The following is a 21831-nucleotide window of genomic DNA, read 5'->3' on the forward strand; positions in this document are numbered from 1 at the left end:
ACTGTTGGCCGATCGAACGGTCTGTCCGACAATGCCCTATCGGTCCGCCACCTGCCAGCGCGGATTGATCCACGGTTCCTGGTTGGATGGCGCCAGCGGCGTTCGGCCAAGGATGTGGTCGGATGCCTTTTCGCCGGTCATGATCGAGGGCGCGTTGAGGTTGCCGTTGGTCACCCGCGGAAAGATCGAGGAGTCGGCGACGCGCAGCCCCTCGACGCCGATCACCCGGCATTCCGGATCCACGACGGCAGTCAAGTCGTCGGCGCGGCCCATCCTGCAGGTGCCGCAGGGGTGGTACGCGCTCTCGGCATGGTCGCGGATGAAGGCGTCGAGCTCGTCGTCCGACTGCACATGGCTGCCCGGTGAAATCTCCTTGCCGCGAAAGCCGTCGAAGGCCTTCTGGCCGAAGATCTCGCGCGTCAGCCGGACGCAGTGGCGGAACTCGCTCCAGTCGTCCGGATGCGACATATAGTTGAAGCGGATAACCGGCTTGGCCTTCGGCTCGGGCGAGCGCAGGCTGACCGATCCGCGGGACTTCGAGCGCATCGGGCCGACATGCGCCTGGAAGCCGTGCGACTTCGCCGCCGACTTGCCGTCATAGCGCACGGCCGCCGGGATGAAGTGATACTGGATATCGGGGTAGTCGACGCCGGCCTGCGAACGCACGAAGGCTGCCGCCTCGAAATGATTGGTGGCGCCAAGGCCGGTCTTGAAGAACAGCCATTGCGCGCCGATCAGCGCCTTCGAGAAAGGATTGAGCACCGAGTTCAGCGTGATCGGCTTGGTCGATTCCTGCTGGATATAGAGCTCCAGATGGTCCTGCAGATTGGCGCCGACGCCCGGCCGGTCGGCAACCACCTGGATGCCGTTTTCCTGGAGATGCGCGCCCGGGCCGACGCCTGACAGCATCAGGATCTTCGGCGAATTGATCGACGACGCCGCGACGATCACCTCACGCCGCGCCTTAACGACCTGAATCTTTCTATCAGCTTCGATCTCGACGCCGATCGCGCGTTGATTCTCGATCACCACGCGCCGGGCGAAACCCTTGAGCAGCCTGACATTTCCGCGTCTGAGAGCCGGCTTCAAATAGGCGTTCGCCGCCGACCAGCGGCGGCCGCCCAGGATGGTCTGTTCCATCGGCCCGAAACCTTCCTGCTTGGAGCCGTTATAGTCGTCGGTGAGCTCGAAACCGGCCTGGCGGCCCGCCTCGACGAAGGCGCCGTAGAGCGGATTTTTCCGCGTGCCGCGCTGCACATGCAATGGTCCGCCTTTGCCCCGCCAGCCGTCCTCGCCGCCGTCGCAATCCTCCATGCGCTTGAAATAGGGAAGCACGTCGGCGAACGCCCAGCCTGCGGCGCCCTGTTCGGCCCAGTGGTCGAAGTCATGCGCATGTCCGCGCACATAGACCATGCCGTTGATCGAGGACGAGCCGCCGAGCACCTTGCCGCGCGGGGTGGCCAGCACGCGCCCGCCGAGATGCGGCTCCGGCTCGCTGGCGAACCCCCAGTCGTAGAGGCTCATATTGAGCGGGATCGACAGCGCCGACGGCATCTGGATCAGCGGCCCCATATCGGTGCCGCCGAACTCGATGACGATCACCGAGTGCTTGCCGTCTTCCGATAGCCTGTAGGCCATGGCCGAGCCGGCTGAGCCGGAGCCGATGATGACGAAATCCGCTTCAAGCATTGTTCACATGCGCCATAAAGTCGGCGAGCGAGACATTGCCGCCGGTTGCAACCACAAGGACGGTCTTGTCCTTCACATCCACCTTGCCGCCGAGCAGCGCCGCGAGCGATGCCGCGCCCGAAGGCTCCAGCACCAGCTTCATCCGCTCGAAGGCGATCTTCATCGCCCACCGCACCGAGGCGTCGTCGACGGTGACGCCGCGCACGCCGGCCGCGCGCACCGCCGCGAAGGGCGCGTCGCCGGGCTTGCGCGCCATCAGCCCGTCGCAGATCGATTTCGGCCCGATCGGCATGGTCTCGATCGCGCCATGCGCCAGCGACGAGCCCATGCCGTTGAAACCTTCCGGCTCGACGGCGATGATCTCGGTGTTGCGCGACAGATAGTGGAAGGCCAGCGAAACACCGCCGATCAACCCGCCGCCGCCGACCGAGCAGAATACCAGGTCTGCATGCGCCTTCTTCATTGCCAGCTGGTCGAGCGCTTCCAGTCCCGCGCCGGCCTGGCCGGCGACGATCTCAGGATCGTCGAAGGGATGCAGCAAGGTGAGGTGCTCGCTCTCGGCGATCTCGCGCGCCTTTGCAGCCGCAACTTCCTCGCGGGCCCGTTCGCCATGATCCGTCAGCACCACGCGCGCGCCATAACCGGCGGTCGCGTCGCGCTTGGCGGCGGGCGCGTCGATCGGCATGACGATGGTGACGGGAATGCCCAGCGCCTGGCCGGCCGCCGCCAGCCCTTGCGCGAAATTGCCGGAGGAATAGGCGACGACCCCCTTTTTCGCTTCATCCGGCGAAAGCCGGTTCAACCGCCAATAGGCGCCGCGCACCTTGAAGGAGCCGGCCCATTGCAGCGACTCCGGCTTGACGAAGACCCGCGCTGCGCCCGTCTCTTTTGCGAGCGCCGCCGACTCCAGCAGCGGCGTCACCTGCGTGGCCGTCGAGGTGACCGCATAGGCCTGTTTCAGATGGTCGAGGGTGGGAACGAGAACGTCAGCCATCATTCGCCTCTCGGATAGCGTTTGCTCTCTTCGAGATTGTCGAGGTTCATGTGGTTGCGCATGTAGCGTTCCGACGCCTTCTGCAGAGGCTGGAAATCCCACGGGTAGTAGGCGCCGTTGCGCAGCGCCGGATAGACGACCCAGCGGCGCGCCTGGCTTTCGCGCACGGCGGCGTCGAAGGCGGTCATGTCCCAGCGGGCCCTGACCTTGTCCATGAACGCCGCCACCAGGACTGCGTTCGCCGGATCGTCGGCGAGGTTGTCACGCTCGAGCGGATCGGTATCGAGATCGAACAGTTGCGGCGCGTCGAGCTCGCAATGGACGAATTTGTATTTGCCGTCGCGCACCGCGACCAGCGGCGCGTAGGACCCTTCGGCCGCATACTCCATCAGCACCGGAGCGGCGCGGGCCTTCCCGTCGATGAGCGGCAGCAGCGACTGACCGTCGGTCCACGGTTCGATCGCGGCAATGTCGATGCCGGCGAGGTCGCAGAGCGTCGGCGTCACGTCGAGATTGGAAACCGGCGCCTTGATCAGCCCGGCCGGAACGCCCTTGCCGGAGATCATCAGCGGCACGCGGGCAGATCCCTCGAAGAAGCTCATCTTGAACCACAGGCCGCGCTCGCCCAGCATGTCGCCGTGATCCGAACAGAACAGGACAGTGGTGTCCTCGAGCATGCGGGTACGCTTGAGGACGTCCAGAATTTCGCCGAGCTTGTTGTCGACATAGGAGATGTTGGCGAAATAGCCGCGTCGGGAACGGCGCACCTGTTCTGGCGTGATCTCGAAGGCCTGATAGTCGCTGGCGCGGTAGAGCCGTTGCGAATGCGCATCCTGCTCGTCATGCGGTATGAACGGGGTTTCAGGATCGAGCGCCTGGCAGTTCTCGTAGAGATCCCAATACTGCTTGCGCGCCACATAGGGGTCGTGCGGATGCGACAGCGAAACGGTAAGGCACCAGGGACGGTGACCCGCATCGTCCTGCTCGCGCGATAGCTGGTAGAGCTTTTGCGTGGCCAGGAACACGACCTCGTCGTCATACTCCATTTGGTTGGTGATCTCGGCGACGCCGGCACCGGTGACCGAACCCAGATTGTGATACCACCAGTCGATCCGCTCGCCGGGCTTGCGGTAGTCCGGCGTCCAACCGAAATCGGCGGGATAGATGTCGGTGGTCAGCCGCTCCTCGAAACCGTGCAACTGGTCGGGCCCGACGAAGTGCATCTTGCCGGACAGGCAGGTATAATAGCCGGCGGCGCGCAGATGGTGGGCGAAGGTCGGAATGGAAGACGTGAACTCGGCGGCGTTGTCATAGACCCCTGTGCGCGACGGCAATTGCCCGCTCATGAACGAAGCGCGGCCAGGCGCGCAGAGCGGCGAGGCGGTGTAATTGTTGGCGAAGCGCGCCGAGCGCGCGGCAAGCGCCTTCAGGTGCGGGGCATGCAGGAAGTCCGCCGGGCCGTCCGGAAAGAACGTGCCGTTGAGCTGATCGACCATGACGATCAGGAAATTGGGTCGCCGGGTGGTCAAGGCAGGCTCCGTCCATTGAGCTTGGTTTCGAGATAGTCTTCCACGAGCGCGATCGCGGTCTGCGCGTCCGGCACGCCGTCCTTCAGCGCGCGGCGGATATAAAGCCCGTCTATCAGTGCAGCGGTCGCTTCCGCCACGCGGTCGGCCTCGATCCGAGGCAGGATGCCGGTCAGCCCGCTCATCAGGTTCGAATGGAGCCGCCGCGCATAGATGCGCAGCAGCCGCCGCAGCTCAGTCGATTTCTGCGCCTCGACATAGAAGGCGAGCCAGGCGGCGATGATCTGTGGCTGGAACTGCTCGTCGGAAAAGCTGACGGCGACGACGGCCGAGACGCGCTGGCGCGGCGTCGCGGCAAGACCGAACGCGCGCCTTGTGTCGGTGTTGAGCTCGGCGAGGATGTGCCGCATCGTTGCGAAGAGCAGCTCGTCCTTGGCGCCGAAATAGTGATGCGCCAGCGCCGACGACACCCCGGCGCGCCCGGCGATCTCCGACATCGTCACGTCCAGCGATCCGCGCTCGCCGATCGCCGAGATCGTCGCGTCGATCAGCGCCTTGCGGCGCACTGGCTCCATTCCGATTTTGGGCATTTTGGCGGTCCGGTTCGAGCCAAGGTTATTTTTTATTGACGCGTCAATCAATAAAAATCGACTCCGGGATCAACCGATCGTGTCGTTCTGGCTCATGGCATGGGGGCTGGAAACGGTTCATTATTGAACAATATTGAATCACGTGCCGCGCGCGATCGTGCTAGTCTGCGGCGCAGATGGAGGTTGCCATGACCGCATGCATCGTCGGCTGGGCGCATTCGCGCTTCGGCAAGCTCGAAGGCGAGACGCTGGAGGGCCTGATCACCAAGGTCGCCGTCGAGGCGCTCGATCATGCCGGCATCGGCCCGGACGATGTCGACGAGATCGTGCTTGGCCATTTCAACGCCGGCTTCTCGCCGCAGGATTTCACCGCAAGCCTCGTGCTCCAGGCCGATGACCGGCTGCGCTTCAAGCCGGCGACGCGCGTCGAGAACGCCTGCGCCACCGGCTCGGCCGCCGTCCGTCAAGGCATCCGCGCGATCGACGCCAACGCCGCTCGCATCGTGCTGGTGGTCGGCGCCGAGCAGATGACGACCACGCCCGGACCCGAGATCGGCAAGAATCTCCTCAAGGCATCCTATCTGCCGGAAGATGGCGACACGCCGGCAGGCTTCGCCGGCGTCTTCGGCAAGATCGCGCAGGCCTATTTCCAGCGCTATGGCGACCAATCGGACGCACTTGCCATGATAGCCGCCAAGAACCACCGGAATGGCGTCGACAATCCCTATGCCCAGATACGCAAGGATTTCGGCTACGAGTTCTGCCGCCAGGAGAGCGAGAAGAACCCGTTCGTCGCCGGTCCGCTGAAGCGCACCGATTGCTCGCTGGTCTCCGACGGCGCCGCGGCGCTCGTTCTCACCGACACGGCGACGGCGCTGAAGATGCGCCGCGCCGTGACTTTCCGCGCCAACGAGCATGTCCAGGATTTCCTGCCGATGTCGAAGCGCGACATCCTCTCCTTCGAGGGTTGCGAGCGCGCCTGGGAGCAGGCGCTGAAGAAGGCCGGCGTGACGCTCGACGACCTCTCCTTCGTCGAGACACATGACTGCTTCACCATCGCGGAGCTGATCGAATACGAAGCGATGGGGCTCGCCAAGCCAGGAGAGGGCGCCAAGCTGGCGCTGGACGGCACGACGGCAAAGGACGGGCGCCTGCCGGTCAATCCGTCCGGCGGCCTGAAGGCCAAGGGCCACCCGATCGGTGCTACCGGTGTCTCGATGCATGTGCTGACAGCCATGCAGCTCACCGGCGAAGCCGGCGGCATCCAGGTGCCGGGCGCAAAACTCGGCGGCATCTTCAATATGGGCGGCGCGGCCGTCGCCAACTACGTTTCCATCCTCGACCGGATCAGGTAGAAGCGGCCCGCATCAAGCGCGCCCTCCTTGGGCGGCGCGTGCGGGAGGCAACATGACAAATCCGGTTCTGGTCGAGGTCACGCGCGGCGCTGTGGTCGAAAGCGGGCACCGCGGCGCGGTTTCCATTTTCGACGCCGACGGCAAGGCCGTTTGGGAGATCGGCGATACGGACCGCCCGGTGTTCCCGCGCTCGGCGGTGAAAGCAATCCAGGCATTGCCGCTGGTGGAATCGGGTGCCGCCGATGCCTACGGCTTCGGCAACCGCGAGCTGGCGCTGGCCTGCGCCTCGCATTCGGGCGAGCCGGCCCATGTCGAGCTGGCCACGGCGATGCTCGCCAGGGCGGGCCTCGACAGGAAGGCGCTGGAATGCGGTGCGCACTGGCCCTCGAGCCATGAGGCCACCATCGCGCTCGCTCGAGCCGGCAACGTGCCGAACGCCTTGCACAACAACTGCTCCGGCAAGCATTCCGGCTTCCTCTGCACCTGCGTGCATGCCGGCATTTCCCACGCCGGCTATGTCAAGGCCGGCCACGCTTTGCAGGAGATGGTCCGCGACGCCATGCAGTCCGTGACGGGCGCGGCGCATGACGTCGACCATTGCGGCATCGACGGCTGCTCGATCCCGACCTACGCCGTGCCGTTGAAGAATTTTGCTCAGGGCTTTGCCCGTATGGCGACGGGCAGGGGCCTTGCGCCCGCGCGCGCCAAGGCGGCGAAGCGGCTGCTTTCGGCCTGCATGGCCGAGCCGTTCCTGGTCGCGGGCACCGGCAGGGCCGACGTCGCGCTGATGCAGGCGGCACCCGGTCGCATCTTCGTCAAGACCGGCGCCGAAGGCGTCTATTGCGCGGCATTGCCCGACCTTGGCCTCGGCATTGCCTTGAAATGCGATGACGGCGCGGGCAGAGGGGCCGAAGTGATGATCGCCGCGGTGCTGGCAAAGTTGCTCCGCGACGATGAGGCGGTAGCGACACGTCTCGCCGAGCTCGCCCATCCCGCAATCGAAAGCCGCATAGGTGCCAAGGTCGGCTTGCTTCGGCCGACGGCGGCGCTCAACTAGCCGTCTTCAGCGACAGCACCAAAGTCATCGGATTCTTTGGCGAAGCCTGAAAGCCATAGCGCTCATAAAATGTCTTGGCTTCATCCGATATGGCATGAACCAGGAGACCGCGAATGCCGAGAATGGCTGCCGCCTGGCCTGTCCGCAGCACCGCGTCCTGCAGCAGAGCGACGCCCAGACCCTTGCCTTGCCAGTTCGCATCGACAGCCAAACGGCCAAGCACAGCCACAGGCACGGGATCGGGCATATTGCGGCGGATCGAACCAGGCGCATCCGCCAGGTCAAGTCCGCCCGATGAAAGGCAGTAGTAACCGACGACGAGCGTCCCTTCCGCAACCACATAGGTTCTGGACGCACCGCTGACTTGATTGGCGCGCGCCCGCCGTCGAAGCCACTGATCCAGGCTGTCGGTCCCGCTTTGAAAAAGGTCGAGTTCGTGCGCATCGGCTAAAAGGGCTGGAGCCGAAAGCATCAGTCCCGCCAAGGTTTGGGCGCATTCATCAGGCGGGCGAATCCCTCGCCGCTCGGCGGCTGGTCGAGGATATCGAGATAGTGCTGATAGCTTTCGGCATCGACCTTGACGAGCGTCTGGTCGAGCAGCGTGTCTTCGGCTGCACGGTAGGCGGCGTCGATCATGAAATCGGAGCGGGTTTTCCCCCGTATCTTCGCGGCGCGGTCGATCAGGATGCGGATATCCTCGCGAATGCGCAAATTGACGGGCTTGGCGCGGGTGTCCTCGTTTTTGGTGGTCATGGCGATGTATCCTTCCATCACCGATATAGCATTTTGCATACACAATGTGTATCTAAACCTGAGATTGCCAATTTTCATCGCTGGCGACCTGGACAGCACCGGTTCTACGCAAAACCGAACAGCAGCGAGTTCATGTTTCTGTTAGTCTCCCTTACCATCAATCGGATGCTGGGCGCTGGCTATGCTGGAAGCGGACAAGGTGTTTGCCGGGTCGATCCCGGAAAATTACGATCGCCATATGGTGCCGTTGATTTTCGAGGCCTATGCCGCGGAGACCGCGCAACGGGCGGCAACCTTCTCACCCTTGGCCATTTTGGAAACCGCCGCGGGCACCGGGGCCGTCACCCGTGCCTTGGCGCCGAAACTCTCTCCTGGTGCCAGCTACATCGTAACAGACCTCAATCAGCCGATGCTCGATTATGCGGCTTCGCGCCAGGGGCCCGACAGCCGCGTTACCTGGCGCCAGGCGGATGCCCTGAATCTGCCTTTCGAGGATGCCGCCTTCGACCTCGTCTGTTGTCAGTTCGGCGCCATGTTCTTTCCCGACCGTTCCGCTGCCTATCGCGAGGCAAAGCGGGTTCTGAAGCCCGGCGGACATTTCCTGTTCAGCGTGTGGGATCGCATCGAGGAGAATATATTCGCCGACGACGTGACGAATGCTCTCGCCAGGATCTTTCCGCATGATCCGCCGCGCTTCCTGGCGCGCACGCCGCACGGCTACCACGACAAGGACCTGATCCGCCGCGATCTCGAAGCCGCGGGGTTTTCAGAGGTGACGATCGACACCAGAGCCGAGCAGAGCCGCGCATCCTCGCCGCGCGTTCCGGCCGTTGCCTATTGTCAGGGGACCCTGCTTCGCAACGAGATCGAGGCGAGGGAGGCCGGACGGTTGGCGTCCGCGACCGACTACGCCGAAGCCGCGATTGCCGACAGACATGGCAGCGGCGAAATTGCCGCCAAGATCCAGGCGCACATTATCGTGGCCTCGATCTAGCTGACCTTGTTGCGCTCGACGGTGAGATGCGCGTAGCCGCTATCGGTTGACTGGGTGAGGTCCCCTGTCACCGGATCGGCCCAGCGCTGGCCGATGATGGCGCCGTTTTTCGCGCTGTCGATAACGTTGTCGGAGATGACGGCGCTGCCGGAACCCTCGACGACCGAAACGACGATGCCGGTGCCCGCCTTGCGGATGATGTTGCCTGTCGCCACGACATTGCGCAGATAGGGGCCCCAGCCGAGCTGCATGCCATAGAGCGGTGCGTTCTCGACGACATTGCCGGAAACTGTCGTGTCGGCCTCGGCGCTGATGCCGACGCCGAAGCCGGGCGGGTCGGCGGTGTAGGGGCCGGTGATCGAGAGGTTGCGCACTATATTGTTCGAGCAGACGGCCATCCGCCCGCCTTCGTTGAAGTTGACGATCGAGATGCCGTTGGCGGCGCCGTCGACCAGATTGTTGCTGATGATCGCGCCTTCGAAGGAGAATTCCGAATAGATTCCGGTCTCGCCCGAGCGCGAGCAGGTGTTGCCGGTGATCTGCAAATTGCTTGAGCTGTTGGCGCGGACCGCGGTGAAAGCACAGTCGGAGACGACGTTGCCGGAGATGATGACGTTGCCGGCGCGGAAGGCATTGATGCCGTTGCCGTTCTGCCCGGTGCCGCCGCTGCGCGCGCCGATGCGCTGGACACGATTGCCGCTGACGATGGTGCCGTCCTCCGCCGCCTGCCAGCGATGCACCAGGATGCCGCCATTGGCGCAATCGGACACCGTATTGCCGGAAATCTCCAGCCCGCCGGCCTCGACTGAATAGATGCCGGCATCTGCAGCACCCGAAATATCGGAGCGGCCGACGCGGCCGACGGCATGCTCGAGCGCCAGCCCGTTCTTGCCGCTGCCGGTCACCTGGCAATTGTCGATGACCAAGTGCGCGACACGGCGCAGGTCGAGCAGCCCTTGCGCGTAATCGGCCAGCCAGCGGTTGGCGCCGTCGAGCACCAGGCCGCTGAGCTCGATGTGCTCGGCTTGTTCGGCCATCATCAGATGGCCGTTGCCGCCATAGATGATGCGCGTCGCGCCGGGCACGCCCGACAGGCGCACGCGTGCGGGCAGCTTCAGGTTTGAGACGAGATAGCTGCCGGGCGGCAGGAATATCGGCTGGTCGCGGTCACTGGCCTCGGTCAGCATCTTGGCGAAAGCCTTGCTCTGGTCGTCGACCGCGCCCGGCTGCACGCCGATCTCGGTGGCGTTGATCGAGCCGCGCATCGCGGCCATCTCGATGCCCGGCAGCGACTTGGCCGATGCCTTGCCGGCAACGATGCCGGCGACGGCGAAGCCGGCGGTCCGGGCAAGCAGCGTTCGTCTGTTCAACATCGGCACAGGTCCTGGCGTTTCGCCCTGTCTGTCGCAGGAATCGTGCCAAGGCGGGCTCATCGGCAAACCGCTTGTGCAGTCGCCTCGCCAAGCCTAAGTTCACCGCATGAGCAGAGCTTTCACGCGCGAAGAAGACAGCGAAAACGCCATTGCCGGCGTCGGCGAACGTCCGGTCAGCACGCACCGCAATCTTGTGACGGAGCGCGGCCTTGCGATGATCGAGGACAACCTCGCCGAGCTACGCGACCTGATGGCCAAGGCTGAAAGGCGCGGCGACCGCGAACGCCTCGCTGTCGTGTCGCGCGACCTGCGCTACTGGACCGCGCGACGCGAAAGCGCCGAGCTTTCGGTGCCGGAGCCGGGCAGCGACGTGGTGCGCTTCGGCATGGGCGTCACCCTGGAAGGCGATGACGACAAGAAGGTGCATTGGCGCATCGTCGGCGAGGACGAGGCCGATCCCTCGAAGGGCAGCATTTCCCATGTCTCGCCGATGGCCGTGGCCCTCTTCGGCAAGAAGATCGGCGAGATCGTCATCGTGAACGGCAAGGAATGGGAAATCGTCAAGCTCTCGGACAAGGCCGAGAACTAGCAGCCAAGCCTACTTGCCAGCTGCTGCAACCCAGCTTCGTATTTGTCCACGACATCGCGAGCAGCGTTCATTTGCCGTTTGTAGTTGTCGTGGCGGATTGGCCTTAGATTGGCCTTAGAATGACGCCGTCGTCGGTTTCGACGATCTGGAACTCATCGCCGACCTGGAGGTTCAAGCTGTCAAGCATTTCGCGTGGCAGTAGCAAGGCCCCCGATCCGTCCTCAAGCCTATGGATGGTTGTCTTGAACATCGTCGCGCCATGGTTGCATATATTTCCATAGAACGGCCTTTTGGCCAAATCAGCAAGCCCTCACTGATCGGTCAACAACCGATCCATCAGCCGGTTGGCCGCTTCAGGGATGACGGTCCCCGGCGGGAAGATCTCCGCCGCGCCTGCGGCCAGCACCGCGTCGTAGTCTTGTGGCGGGATGACGCCGCCGGCGACGATCAGCATGTCGCCATGGCCGAGCTTCTTCAGCGCTTCCTTGAGTTCGGGGATCAGCGTCAGGTGCCCGGCCGCGAGCGACGACGCGCCGATGATGTCGACATCGTGCTGCACCGCGAGCTTCGCAATCTCGTCCGGCGTCTGGAACATCGGCCCGACGGTCACGTCGAAGCCCAGATCGGCGAACGCGCTGGCGATCACCTTCTGGCCGCGATCATGGCCGTCCTGTCCCATCTTGGCCACCAGGATGCGCGGCTTACCGCCGGATTTCTTTTCGAAGGCTTCGATCTTCTCCTGCAGCCGCTCAAGCGCCGGGTTGTCGCCGAGCGCCTCGCGATAGACGCCGGAGATCGTCTGCACCGCCGCCGTGTGGCGGCCGAATACTTTTTCCAGCGCCAGCGAAATCTCGCCGACGGTAGCGTTAGCGCGCGCCGCGCGGACCGCGAATTCGAGCAGGTTCTCGTCGCCCTCGGCGGCACGGGTCAGCGCCGCCAGCGCATCCTCCAGCGCCACGACGTCGCGCGTGCCTTTCAGCCGCTGCAGCTTCGCCAATTGCCTGGCCTTCACCTCGACATTGTCGATCTTCAGCACATCGACCTCGATGTCCGCTTCAGGCCGGTGCGCGTTGACGCCGACCAGCACCTGCTCGCCGGAATCGATGCGCGCCTGGGTACGCGCGGCCGCCTCCTCGATGCGCAGCTTCGGGATGCCTTTCTCTATCGCCGCCGCCATGCCGCCGAGGCTTTCCACCTCCTCGATATGGGCGAGCGCGCGCGCCGCCAGATCATGCGTCAGCCGCTCGACATAGGCCGAGCCGCCCCACGGATCGATTATGCGCGTGGTGCCGGATTCCTTCTGCAGGATGAGCTGCGTGTTGCGCGCGATCCGCGCCGAATGGTCGGTCGGCAGCGCCATCGCTTCGTCGAAGGAATTGGTGTGCAGCGACTGGGTGTGCCCCTGCGTCGCCGCCATTGCCTCGATCATCGTGCGGGTGATGTTGTTGTAGGGATCCTGCGCCGTCAGCGACCAGCCCGAGGTCTGGCAATGGGTGCGCAGCGACAGCGAGCGCTCGTCCTTCGGCGCAAAATTCTTCTTCATCAGGTTCGACCACAGCAGCCTTGCGGCCCTGAGCTTGGCTACCTCCATGAAGAAGTTCATGCCGATCGCCCAGAAGAAGGACAGGCGCGGCGCGAAACGGTCGATGTCGAGGCCGGCGGCGACGCCGGCGCGGGCATATTCGATGCCGTCGGCGATGGTGTAGGCAAGCTCCAGATCGGCCGTCGCGCCGGCTTCCTGCATGTGGTAGCCGGAGATCGAGATCGAGTTGAACTTCGGCATATGCCTGGAGGTGTAGGCGAAGATGTCCGACACGATCCGCATCGAAGGTTTCGGCGGATAGATGTAGGTGTTGCGGACCATGAATTCCTTCAGAATGTCGTTCTGAATGGTGCCAGTGAGATCGTTCTGGGCGCCCCCCTGTTCCTCCGCCGCCACGATGTACAGCGCCATGATCGGCAGCACGGCGCCGTTCATCGTCATCGACACCGTCATCTCGTTGAGCGGAATGCCGTCGAACAACTGCCGCATGTCGAGGATGGAATCGATTGCCACGCCCGCCATGCCGACATCGCCGGCGACGCGCGGATGGTCGCTGTCATAGCCGCGATGCGTGGCGAGATCGAAGGCGACCGACAGGCCTTTCTGGCCGGCCGCGAGGTTGCGTCGGTAGAAGGCGTTGGATTCCTCGGCTGTCGAGAAGCCCGCATATTGCCGGATCGTCCAGGGCTGCTGGACATACATGGTCGGGTAGGGGCCGCGCATGAAGGGCGGCAGGCCGGGATAGGTGTCGAGATTGGCAAGACCCTTGAGATCGCCTTGGCCGTAAATATGCTTTACGGCGATGCCTTCCGGCGTCATCCGCTGGCCTCTGAGCTCGACCGGCGCGCGACGCGGCTCCGACCAGCCGATCTGGCTGAAATCCGGGATCATGATCCGGCTCCGATCGACTGATCGATGCGCACCGGAAACAGCGGCTCGCAGGTCGCCACGCCTTCGGTCAGGGCTGGACGCCGTTCCCGCGGTAGAGTCTCGACAGGACGTTCGCTGCCGACGCGGTAAAGCGTCGTGCCGACAATGCCGCGCTCGCCCGACCGATAGGCGGCGTTGCGCTTGGCGGCGGCCGTCTGCACGCGGTTCTGGATATAGCCCTGCTGCAGGCTGGCGAGCACGCCGCCCTCGGCCTCGATGCGCTGGAATTCTTCCCAGGCCGCGGCGCAGAGATCGTTGGTCAGCGCCTCGACCGAACCGGAGCCGCAGGCCGGGTCGGCGACATGGCCGATGTGGCTCTCCTCGGCCATGATCAGCTGCGCGTTGCGGGCGACGCGGCGGGCAAAGCCGGCCGGCAGCCCGTGCGCGATGGTGTGCGGCAGGATCGAGATCGAATCGGCGCCGCCGGTTGCCGCCGCGAAGGCCGCGATCGCCGTGCGCAATATATTGGTCTCCGGGTCGGCCATCGTCATCATGCGATACGAGGTCTCGGCATGGATGCTGGCGGTCGAGGCCGGGATGGAGCAGGCTTCCTGGACCCGCGCCCAGAGCTTGCGCAACGCCCGCACCTTGGCCATCGACAGGAACTGGTCCTGGTCGACGCTGAGCGCGAAGCCAATATAGGGCGCCGCATAGACCAGCGGCTGGCGCGCCTTCTCGAACATCCTGAGATAGGACACGACGGAGGCCATCATCGAGCCGAGCTCCTGCGCCTCGGTGGCGCCGGCATTATGGAAGACGCGGCCGTCGGCCTCGAGCAGCACCCCCGGCACACCCATCGAGAAGAAATGCGCCAGCGACTGCGGCATCGATTCCTGCAGCGCCTCGATCGAGGTGCGCAGCCGCCCGGTTCCGGCGAAGATCGCTGCCGGGTCGATGCCGAAGGAAAGGTTGAGCTTGGCCGGATCGGAGCGGCGGCGGCTGAGAAAAGCCAGCAGCCAGTCGGCCACGGCACGGCTCCAGGGGTGCGCGTCGATGCGCACCTGCACGCGGTTGAGCGGCACGCCGTCGAGCACTCTCTCCAGCGCCTCCGCGGTGCGCGGCAAGCCGTAGCCGAAGGCATTCGGCGCACCTTCGAAGACAAGCGACAGGCCGGTGGCGCCTTGGGCGATGTCTTCCAGGGCTTGCACACTGGCTCGGGCGACGTCCGGGTCGTCGACGCGCTGGCTGACGATCCAGGGCGCGGTCGGATTCGTGCGCGGCAACGGCTCGGCGGTCGTCGAACTTTGGCTGAGCGGCTCGATGCGGATGCCGTCATCGGTGTGGGAGACGAGCTTCTCCTCGAAGGAACCGCCGGCAAGCGCCTTTTCCGCCAGCGCCCGCCAACGCTTGGCGTCCGGGTTCGGAAAGTCGACATCCCTAGTCAAGGCGCCGGCGCCCATCGCTCTCCTCGCTTCTCGGCCGCATCATCCGGGTCCGGCCAATCTAAGGTCAGGAACCGGATATCACAATGCATCATCCGGCCGGGTTCTCTCGGCCAGCCAATCGATTGCCAAACATGCGCCGAATCCGCAAGCGCCAAAGGCCAAATTCGCTGCGCCGCAAAATCGAGACTGGGCATTGCCGCATGCGACCCGCGTTACTATACCTCGGGTGAGGCCTTTGAGCGGAACAAATTGCGGAGACCGGACATGGTTGACGAGACCAGCATCTTCATCGGCGCCAGCCGCAAGCCCGACGATTCCTATCAGCGCGCCGAAGAGCTGCTGCTGCGCTACGGCAACCGCCACGGCCTCGTCACCGGGGCCACGGGCACCGGCAAGACCGTCAGCCTGCAGATCCTGGCCGAGGGCTTTTCCAACGCCGGCGTGCCTGTCTTCTGCGCCGATATCAAGGGTGACCTTTCCGGCATATCCATGATGGGCGAGGCCAAGGATTTCCTGGTCAAGCGCGCCGAGCAGGTGAAGCTCGATCCTTATCAATTCCAGGAATTCCCGGTCATCTTCTGGGACCTGTTCGGCGAGCAGGGCCATCCGATCCGCGCTACCATTTCAGAGATGGGGCCGCTGCTATTGTCGCGGCTGATGAACCTCACGGAAGCGCAGGAGGGCGTCATGAACATCGCCTTCCGCATCGCCGACGAGGAAGGCCTGCTGCTGCTCGATCTCAAGGACCTGCAGGCGCTGCTTGCCAACATGGCCGATCGCGCCGACCAGCTCAGCGCGCGCTACGGCAATGTCACAAAGCCTTCGGTTGGCGCCATCCAGCGCACGCTGCTCGTGCTGGAGACCCAAGGCGCGGCGAACTTCTTCGGCGAGCCGGCGCTGCGCATTGCCGACATCATGCGCACCACGCGCGACGGCCGCGGCGCGATCAGCGTTCTGGCGGCCGACAAATTGATGATGAACCCCAGGCTCTACGCCACCTTCCTGCTCTGGCTGATGTCGGAGCTGTTCGAGGAACTGCCCGAGGTCGGCGATCTCGACCGGCCGAAGCTGGTGTTCTTCTTCGACGAGGCGCATCTTTTGTTCGAGGACGCGCCGAAGGTGCTGATCGATCGCGTCGAACAGGTGGTGCGGCTGATCCGCTCCAAGGGCGTCGGCGTCTATTTCGTCACCCAGAACCCGCTGGATATTCCGGAAAAGGTGCTGGCCCAGCTCGGCAATCGCGTCCAGCATGCGCTGCGCGCCTATACGCCGCGCGAGCAGCAGGCGGTGCGCACCGCTGCCGAAACCTTCCGGCCCAATCCCGATTTCGATTGCGCCACCGCCATCACCCAGCTCGCCACCGGTGAGGCGCTGGTCTCTATGCTGGAGGACAAGGGCGTGCCGGCCATGGTCCAGCGTACGCTGATCCGGCCGCCGTCATCGCGGCTCGGACCGATCACGCCCGACGAGCGCCGCAAGATCATCGCCGAGAGCCCAGTCGCCGGCCAGTATGACGAGGCCGTCGATCGCGAATCGGCCTTCGAAATGCTGCAGAAAAAGGCCAAGGAGGCGCAGGACGCCGAGGCGCAGGCACAGCAGCAGAACAGCGGCGGTTCGCGCTGGACCATTCCGGGTTTCGACGATGTTCTGGGGACAGGCAACCGGCGGTCCTCAAACCGCCAGACGGTTGCCGAAGCCGCCATCAAGTCGGTGGTGCGCTCGGTCGGCTCGTCCGTCGGTCGCGCCATCGTGCGCGGGATTTTGGGCAGCCTGGCGCGAGGCCGCTGAAGCAAAGAGGCGGCACCGCGCTCGGCGCGACGCGAACCACGCCTCGCAACCTTTGATATCGGGCGAGACCCGCTTGCCGTCGCGCGAATCCGTCACCGTATGTGCCGCCCCTGAGAGCCGTCCTCGTTACCTCGCGAGGATCAAATCTTACCCGTCGATGGGTGAGCCGCATCAGTGGCAGCTAAACATTTCGCTACGGAACTTTTCCCGACGGAACCGCAATTTCCTGAAATACCGGACGCGCCAAATCATGGCCTTTGACGTGCTGTTGCCGGGGGGCAAACTGGATGACGCCGACAGCACGTGCGATCACGAATTATTGTGACCAGGGAACCAAAAGCGCCCGCTCAGGTTGGGCCGAAGCTGCGGAGGGCTGAGCATCAGGAGTCCAAGTTGCGGCGCGACGACGATCTGCAAGCTTGGTATTCGGAAATTCCTGCTGAAAGGCGGCCACTGCTGAACGCGAAAGGTGGGCTGTCGCTCGGTCACGCTCGCCTCGTGGCGCAATTCCTGAGCGAGAACTTTTCGCGCAAGCTTTCGCTCGCCGAGATGGCGGCTGTGTGCGGGTTGTCGGCCTACCATTTCGCCCGCGCTTTCTCCAAGACGTTCGGCGTGACGCCGCATCAATATGTTCTTGCCCTTCGCCTCGACTTTGCCGAGAAGCTGCTGGCCGACAGGCGCATGTCAATCACCGACATCGCCTATCTGAGCGGCTTCTCGAGCCAGAGCCACCTCACCACCACGATGAAGAAATATCGCGACGTGACGCCGTTGCAGGTGCGGGAGAGGTTGGTTCGATCGCGGGCCGGTAGGCAGAGCTGATTTCCCGGCGGCGGTTATCCATGGGTCGGCTTATAAAAGGTATTACTAAAGTAATTTTGCGTTAACCTATGGAAGATCTACGGTATATTTTCAGATAAACAGCAATTTGTTGGAATACGAAGCCCTGAAAACCTGTCTTTCTGCAGCAAATCCGGTATTCGGATTCTAGCTAGCCGAGGGGACATGAGCGACGACACGGCGATCCGCCGCAGCCTTTCCGAGGAGATCGGTTACTGGCTGGAGTCGGCATCGAGGACGCTTGAGAAGCGCTATGGAGATGGCGTGCCCCTGGCCAAGCAGGACATGCTGCTGGCCCATTATCTCTACGGCCTCACGACCGTCGTTCACGCGCATGACGCGCCCGCTGTCCATCTGGCGGCGGTGCGCTCCTATCTCGAGCGGCTGATCCCGCCGGAGCGGGTTGCGGCGGCACTCCAGGCTGTGCCCGATCCGGGTGACGCCTGGCTTGAGAACACGCTCGATCGCGTCGAGGCGATCGGGGAAAAACAGGGCCACGCGCTGCTCGCGCGCGGCGCCGACGTGATCATCCCATTTTCGAGCAGACACGCTTTGGCGGCAGGGTCGGCGGAACCTGCCGTTATCGAGCGCGACCCACCAAAGGAGGCATTCTCGCAATGAACTTCAGGCAAGAACGGATCATTCGGCGCGGATCGGCCCGATTTGCTGGAAACTGGGTCTCAGGCGCGGCCGATAGCCGCTCGCTCCGTCGTCGCCTGATGGCGGCGCTTCGCAATGCGCATCGCGTGCTCGGCATGCGACGCAAGGGACGTGGGCTCGGCAAGCTCGGCGTCGGCGCAAGCCTTGGGTATATTGCATCGGCCGCCGCTTTGTTCCTGTTCGCGGCGCCGGCGCAAGCGCAATATGCCGCTGGCGGCGGGTCCGCGACCGCTCCCGAGACCATAGCGATCGGAAATGGCTCAACCGCCAGCCTCAACTGGGCCATAGCGCTCGGCTTCCAGGCTCAATCGACCGCGCAATACTCTGTCGCTATCGGCCGAACCGCGTCGGCCACCGGCCCCGGCGGCGCGGTGGCGCTGGGCTCCGGCACAATCTCGAACAACGTCAATACGGTAGCGATCGGTGTCAGCTCCAGTGCAACCGCCGCGGGTGCCAGCGCTCTGGGAACCTTCTCCGTAGCTTCGGGTGGCAACGCCACCGCCGTCGGCGTCAGTTCCTTGGCCAGCGGCGCCACCTCCTTCGCCGGCGGCTGGGGGACCCAAGCCACCGGGCAGCGCAGTACCGCGATTGGCACTTCATCGGTCGCGTCGGGAATAGACGCCTTTGCTCAAGGTACTTCCGCCGTTGCAAGCAACCAGAATGCCATCGCGATCGGCTTCCAGTCGGTCGCTACACAGATCAACTCCATCAATATCGGCGGGCGCACTCTTGCGGGAGCGGGCGCTACTGCGCAGGGCGCCATCGCCCTTGGCACGGATGTGACGGCGTCTCAGCAAAACACGGTTGCCATAGGCATCCTGACCAAGGCAACGGGAACGAGTGCTACCGCGCTGGGCAACACGGCCAGCGCTTGGGGCAACCAGTCCATTGCACTCGGCCTGGGTGCACAGGCAGGCCTTCAGGCCAACACGGCGCTGCCCAACAGCATCGCGATCGGCACCAATTCCCTCTCTTCCGGCGCTTTCGCTGTCGCGATGGGGACCACCTCCGTTGCGAGCGGCGCCGCCAGCACGGCAGTTGGCAACACCGCCGTTGCCAGCGGCGCAAATGCCTCCTCGTTTGGATCTGGATCCAAGGCGACGGGAGACAATTCGCTTGCTGCCGGCGTCAGCGCCAGCGCCGGTGGGGTAGCCAGCACCGCGCTCGGCATCGGCGCCAATGCGTCGGCGCAGAGCGCCATCGCTGTCGGCAACAATGCCAAGGCCGACGCCACCAACGCGGTGGCCATGGGCACCAACGCGGTCGCGACTGGCGGCCAGGCAGTCTCCATCGGCGCGAACAACACCGCCTTTGGCAACGGCGCGGTCTCGATCGGCGACCCGAGCTATGCCAGCGGCACCGGCGCCTTCACCGGCGGCGCCAACAACATCGCCAACAGCGACGGCACGGCCAGCGCCACCGCCGCCAACCAGGCCGCCGGCGCAGTGGCGATCGGCAACAACAACAAGGCGATCGGGCAAGGCTCCGTGGCGCTGGGCAACGGTTCCACCGCGGGTGCTGCCGGCCTGGCCGGCAATGTCGCGCTGGGCGACGGCGCGACCGCTGCGGCGAGTTCCGGCGACGTGGCGCTGGGCTCGGGCTCGGTGACCGACGTGGCCGTCGGCACGGCCAGCGCGACGATCGGAACCACGACCTACGCCTTCGCCGGCACGACGCCGTCCTCGACCGTCAGCATCGGCGCGCCGGGCGCCGAGCGGACCCTCACCAACCTCGCCGCAGGGCGGCTCAGCGGCGGTTCGACCGACGCAGTCAACGGCTCGCAGCTTTTCGCCACCAATCAGCAGGTGACGCAGAACACGACCGATATCGCCAACATCGGCAATACGATCACCAACATCAACACCGGTGCCGGGATCAAGTATTTCCATGCCAATTCGACGCTGCCCGACTCCCAGGCTCTGGGGACGGATTCGGTCGCGATCGGCCCCAATGCCGTGGCCAACAATGCCGGCGACGTGGCGATCGGCCTGAACTCCGTATCCGGCACCACGACGGTGGTCGGCGGGACGACCATCGGCGGCGTCAACTACACCTTCGCCGGCGGAACCCCGGCGGGCGCATTCTCGGTCGGCTCGGTGGGCGCGGAGCGCCAGATCCAGAACGTCGCGGCCGGGCGGTTGAGCAACTCCTCGACCGACGCAATCAACGGCTCGCAGCTCTTCGCGACCAACCAGCAGGTGACGCAGAACACCACCGACATCGCCGCCAACACCGCCGACATCACCACTCTCGGCAACACGATCAACAATTTTGCCGGCGACACCTCGACTGCCTACACCGACGCCAATGGCGACGGCATCCGCTATGTCCGCACCAACGACACCACGCTCCCGATTACCGACGCCTTCGCGCAAGGGGTTGGCTCCTCGGCGCTCGGCTACCAGGCGACGGCGTCCGCCGCCAATTCCCTGGCCCTCGGCCGTGGCACCGCGGTCACCATCGCCGACGGCGTGGCGCTGGGCTCCGGCTCCGTGTCTGACCGTGCGGTCGCGCCCGTGTCGGGATCGATCCTCTCCGGCACCGGCCTCATTCCTTACAACACCACGGACATGAGCCTGCTCGGCGCCGTCTCGGTGGGTACATCCACCGCCTATCGCCAGATCATCAACGTGGCCGATGGCACGCAGGACCAGGACGCAGTCACGCTTCGCCAGCTGAAGGGCGCGCTGAGCTCCTTTGCGGTAACGGGGACCATGTACTTCCACGCCAATTCGACCGCTCCGGACTCGCTGGCTGTCGGCGCCGAGTCGGTCGCGATCGGCCCGCGCACCACCGTCAACGGCGACAACGGCATCGGCATGGGCAACGGCGCCATCGTCCAGCAAACGGCGCCGGGCGGCATCGCGATCGGCCAGAACGCGACATCCAACCAGGCCGACAGCATCGCCTTTGGCACCAACTCGACCGCCAACGGCGCCCAGTCCATGGCACTCGGCGCCGGAGCCACGGCCAACGAGCCGGGCAGTGTTGCTCTCGGCGCGGGTTCGACGACCGCCGCGGCGGTAGCTACCACCGGCACGACGATCAACGGCGTCAACTACACCTTCGCCGGAACCGCTCCGACGAGCACGGTGAGCGTGGGCGATGTCGGCAAGGAGCGCACCGTCACCAATGTGGCGGCGGGCCGGATCAGCCAGACGTCGACCGACGCCATCAACGGCAGCCAGCTCTACGCCACCAATCAGGCTGTCGAAGCAGTGCAGGGAAGTGTCGGCAATCTGACTGAATTCGCCGTCCAGTATGACAAGAACCCGGACGGCACCAAGTCCAATTCGCTGACGCTTGTCGGCGGCGACGTGAATGCGCCTGTTGTCATCCACAATGTCGGCGCCGGCACCGCCGATACCGATGCAGTCAACGTGCTGCAGTTCAACAACGGGCTGGCGACAACGTTCGACAACTCCAAGGCGTACACCAACCAGGTGGCGGCCACCACGCTGCAGCAGGCCAATGCCTACACCGACTCCAAGCTCAGCCAGCTCAACATGGATATGGGCGAGGCTCGGGGCGAGGCGCGCCAGGCCGCCGCGATCGGCCTTGCGGCCGCCTCGCTGCGCTACGACGACCGTCCGGGCAAGTTGAGCGTGGCGGCCGGCGGCGGCTACTGGCGCGGCGAAGGCGCCGTGGCTTTCGGCGCCGGTTACACCAGCGAGGACGGCCGGGCGAGAGCGAACGTCTCGGGCACGACGGCCGGCGGGCACTGGGGTGTCGGCGCGGGCGTCAGCTTCACCCTGAACTGAGTCC

The 21831-nt window shown here is 64.7% G+C and carries 17 protein-coding genes; 8 read left to right on the top strand and 9 right to left on the bottom strand.

Annotation, left to right across the window (positions count from 1 at the left end; all coding sequences use genetic code 11):
* Positions 1–36 precede the first annotated feature (36 nt).
* Genes betA through betI form a run of 4 tightly spaced genes read right to left on the bottom strand, consistent with a single transcriptional unit; the run spans position 37 to position 4799 of the window.
* On the bottom strand, positions 37–1689 hold the full coding sequence (gene betA, locus FJ419_RS15615) for a choline dehydrogenase (protein WP_140694666.1): 1653 nt from the start codon (positions 1687–1689) through the stop codon (positions 37–39).
* Positions 1682–2686, bottom strand: a complete 1005-nt coding sequence (locus FJ419_RS15620; protein WP_181170710.1) for a threonine/serine dehydratase — start codon at positions 2684–2686, stop codon at positions 1682–1684. Before FJ419_RS15620 ends, betA begins: the two co-directional genes overlap by 8 nt.
* Complete coding sequence (gene betC, locus FJ419_RS15625) at positions 2683–4212, bottom strand: choline-sulfatase (protein ID WP_140694672.1); 1530 nt, start codon at positions 4210–4212, stop codon at positions 2683–2685. The genes FJ419_RS15620 and betC overlap by 4 nt, the downstream gene beginning before the upstream one ends.
* Positions 4209–4799, bottom strand: a complete 591-nt coding sequence (gene betI, locus FJ419_RS15630; RefSeq protein WP_140546056.1) for a transcriptional regulator BetI — start codon at positions 4797–4799, stop codon at positions 4209–4211. The genes betC and betI overlap by 4 nt, the downstream gene beginning before the upstream one ends.
* A gap of 188 nt (positions 4800–4987) precedes the next feature.
* Here betI and FJ419_RS15635 point away from each other — a divergent pair, with 188 nt between their 5' ends.
* Together FJ419_RS15635 and FJ419_RS15640 are read left to right on the top strand one after the other, a co-directional pair.
* On the top strand, positions 4988–6154 hold the full coding sequence (locus FJ419_RS15635) for an acetyl-CoA acetyltransferase (RefSeq protein WP_140694675.1): 1167 nt from the start codon (positions 4988–4990) through the stop codon (positions 6152–6154).
* 52 nt (positions 6155–6206) lie between these two features.
* Positions 6207–7211, top strand: a complete 1005-nt coding sequence (locus FJ419_RS15640) for an asparaginase (protein ID WP_140694679.1) — start codon at positions 6207–6209, stop codon at positions 7209–7211.
* On the opposite strand, the gene FJ419_RS15645 is transcribed toward FJ419_RS15640, so the two are convergent.
* Both FJ419_RS15645 and FJ419_RS15650 read right to left on the bottom strand, forming a co-directional pair.
* The gene (locus FJ419_RS15645; protein WP_140694684.1) at positions 7204–7683 is read right to left on the bottom strand and encodes a GNAT family N-acetyltransferase; all 480 of its coding nucleotides are present in this window, start codon (positions 7681–7683) and stop codon (positions 7204–7206) included. The two genes, FJ419_RS15640 and FJ419_RS15645, sit on opposite strands and share 8 nt — an antisense overlap.
* Positions 7683–7964 carry a DUF1778 domain-containing protein gene (locus FJ419_RS15650; protein ID WP_140694687.1) on the bottom strand — a complete coding sequence of 94 codons (282 nt, stop codon included), beginning with the start codon at positions 7962–7964 and terminating at the stop codon, positions 7683–7685. The genes FJ419_RS15645 and FJ419_RS15650 overlap by 1 nt, the downstream gene beginning before the upstream one ends.
* A 181-nt stretch (positions 7965–8145) precedes the next feature.
* On the opposite strand from FJ419_RS15650, the gene FJ419_RS15655 reads away from it, so the two are divergent.
* Positions 8146–8958: a methyltransferase domain-containing protein gene (locus tag FJ419_RS15655; RefSeq protein ID WP_140694690.1), complete on the top strand. Its 813-nt coding sequence runs from the start codon at positions 8146–8148 to the stop codon at positions 8956–8958.
* Here FJ419_RS15655 and FJ419_RS15660 read toward each other — a convergent pair.
* Complete coding sequence (locus tag FJ419_RS15660; protein WP_140694693.1) at positions 8955–10331, bottom strand: TIGR03808 family TAT-translocated repetitive protein; 1377 nt, start codon at positions 10329–10331, stop codon at positions 8955–8957. The genes FJ419_RS15655 and FJ419_RS15660 overlap by 4 nt on opposite strands.
* Before the next feature lie 106 nt (positions 10332–10437).
* On the opposite strand from FJ419_RS15660, the gene greA reads away from it, so the two are divergent.
* Positions 10438–10920: a transcription elongation factor GreA gene (gene greA, locus FJ419_RS15665; protein WP_140694696.1), complete on the top strand. Its 483-nt coding sequence runs from the start codon at positions 10438–10440 to the stop codon at positions 10918–10920.
* 310 nt (positions 10921–11230) lie between these two features.
* Here the strand turns inward: greA and scpA are convergent, their stop codons facing one another.
* Positions 11231–13354: a methylmalonyl-CoA mutase gene (scpA, locus tag FJ419_RS15675; protein ID WP_140694699.1), complete on the bottom strand. Its 2124-nt coding sequence runs from the start codon at positions 13352–13354 to the stop codon at positions 11231–11233.
* Complete coding sequence (locus tag FJ419_RS15680; protein WP_140694703.1) at positions 13351–14793, bottom strand: methylmalonyl-CoA mutase subunit beta; 1443 nt, start codon at positions 14791–14793, stop codon at positions 13351–13353. Before FJ419_RS15680 ends, scpA begins: the two co-directional genes overlap by 4 nt.
* Before the next feature lie 249 nt (positions 14794–15042).
* On the opposite strand from FJ419_RS15680, the gene FJ419_RS15685 reads away from it, so the two are divergent.
* The 4 genes from FJ419_RS15685 to FJ419_RS15700 all read left to right on the top strand — a co-directional run bounded on the left by FJ419_RS15685 (position 15043) and on the right by FJ419_RS15700 (position 21827).
* Positions 15043–16566 carry a helicase HerA-like C-terminal domain-containing protein gene (locus FJ419_RS15685; RefSeq protein WP_140694706.1) on the top strand — a complete coding sequence of 508 codons (1524 nt, stop codon included), beginning with the start codon at positions 15043–15045 and terminating at the stop codon, positions 16564–16566.
* A gap of 393 nt (positions 16567–16959) precedes the next feature.
* Complete coding sequence (locus FJ419_RS15690) at positions 16960–17388, top strand: AraC family transcriptional regulator (RefSeq protein WP_246673616.1); 429 nt, start codon at positions 16960–16962, stop codon at positions 17386–17388.
* A 183-nt stretch (positions 17389–17571) separates the two neighbouring features.
* Positions 17572–18027: a hypothetical protein gene (locus FJ419_RS15695; RefSeq protein WP_140694709.1), complete on the top strand. Its 456-nt coding sequence runs from the start codon at positions 17572–17574 to the stop codon at positions 18025–18027.
* Positions 18028–18125: 98 nt separating this feature from the next.
* Entirely contained in the window at positions 18126–21827 is a 3702-nt protein-coding gene (locus FJ419_RS15700; RefSeq protein ID WP_246679215.1) for a YadA-like family protein, read from the top strand.
* The last annotated feature ends 4 nt before the right edge of the window (positions 21828–21831 follow it).

Origin of the sequence: Mesorhizobium sp. B2-6-2, assembly GCF_006440615.1 — a bacterium.
GTDB lineage: Bacteria > Pseudomonadota > Alphaproteobacteria > Rhizobiales > Rhizobiaceae > Mesorhizobium.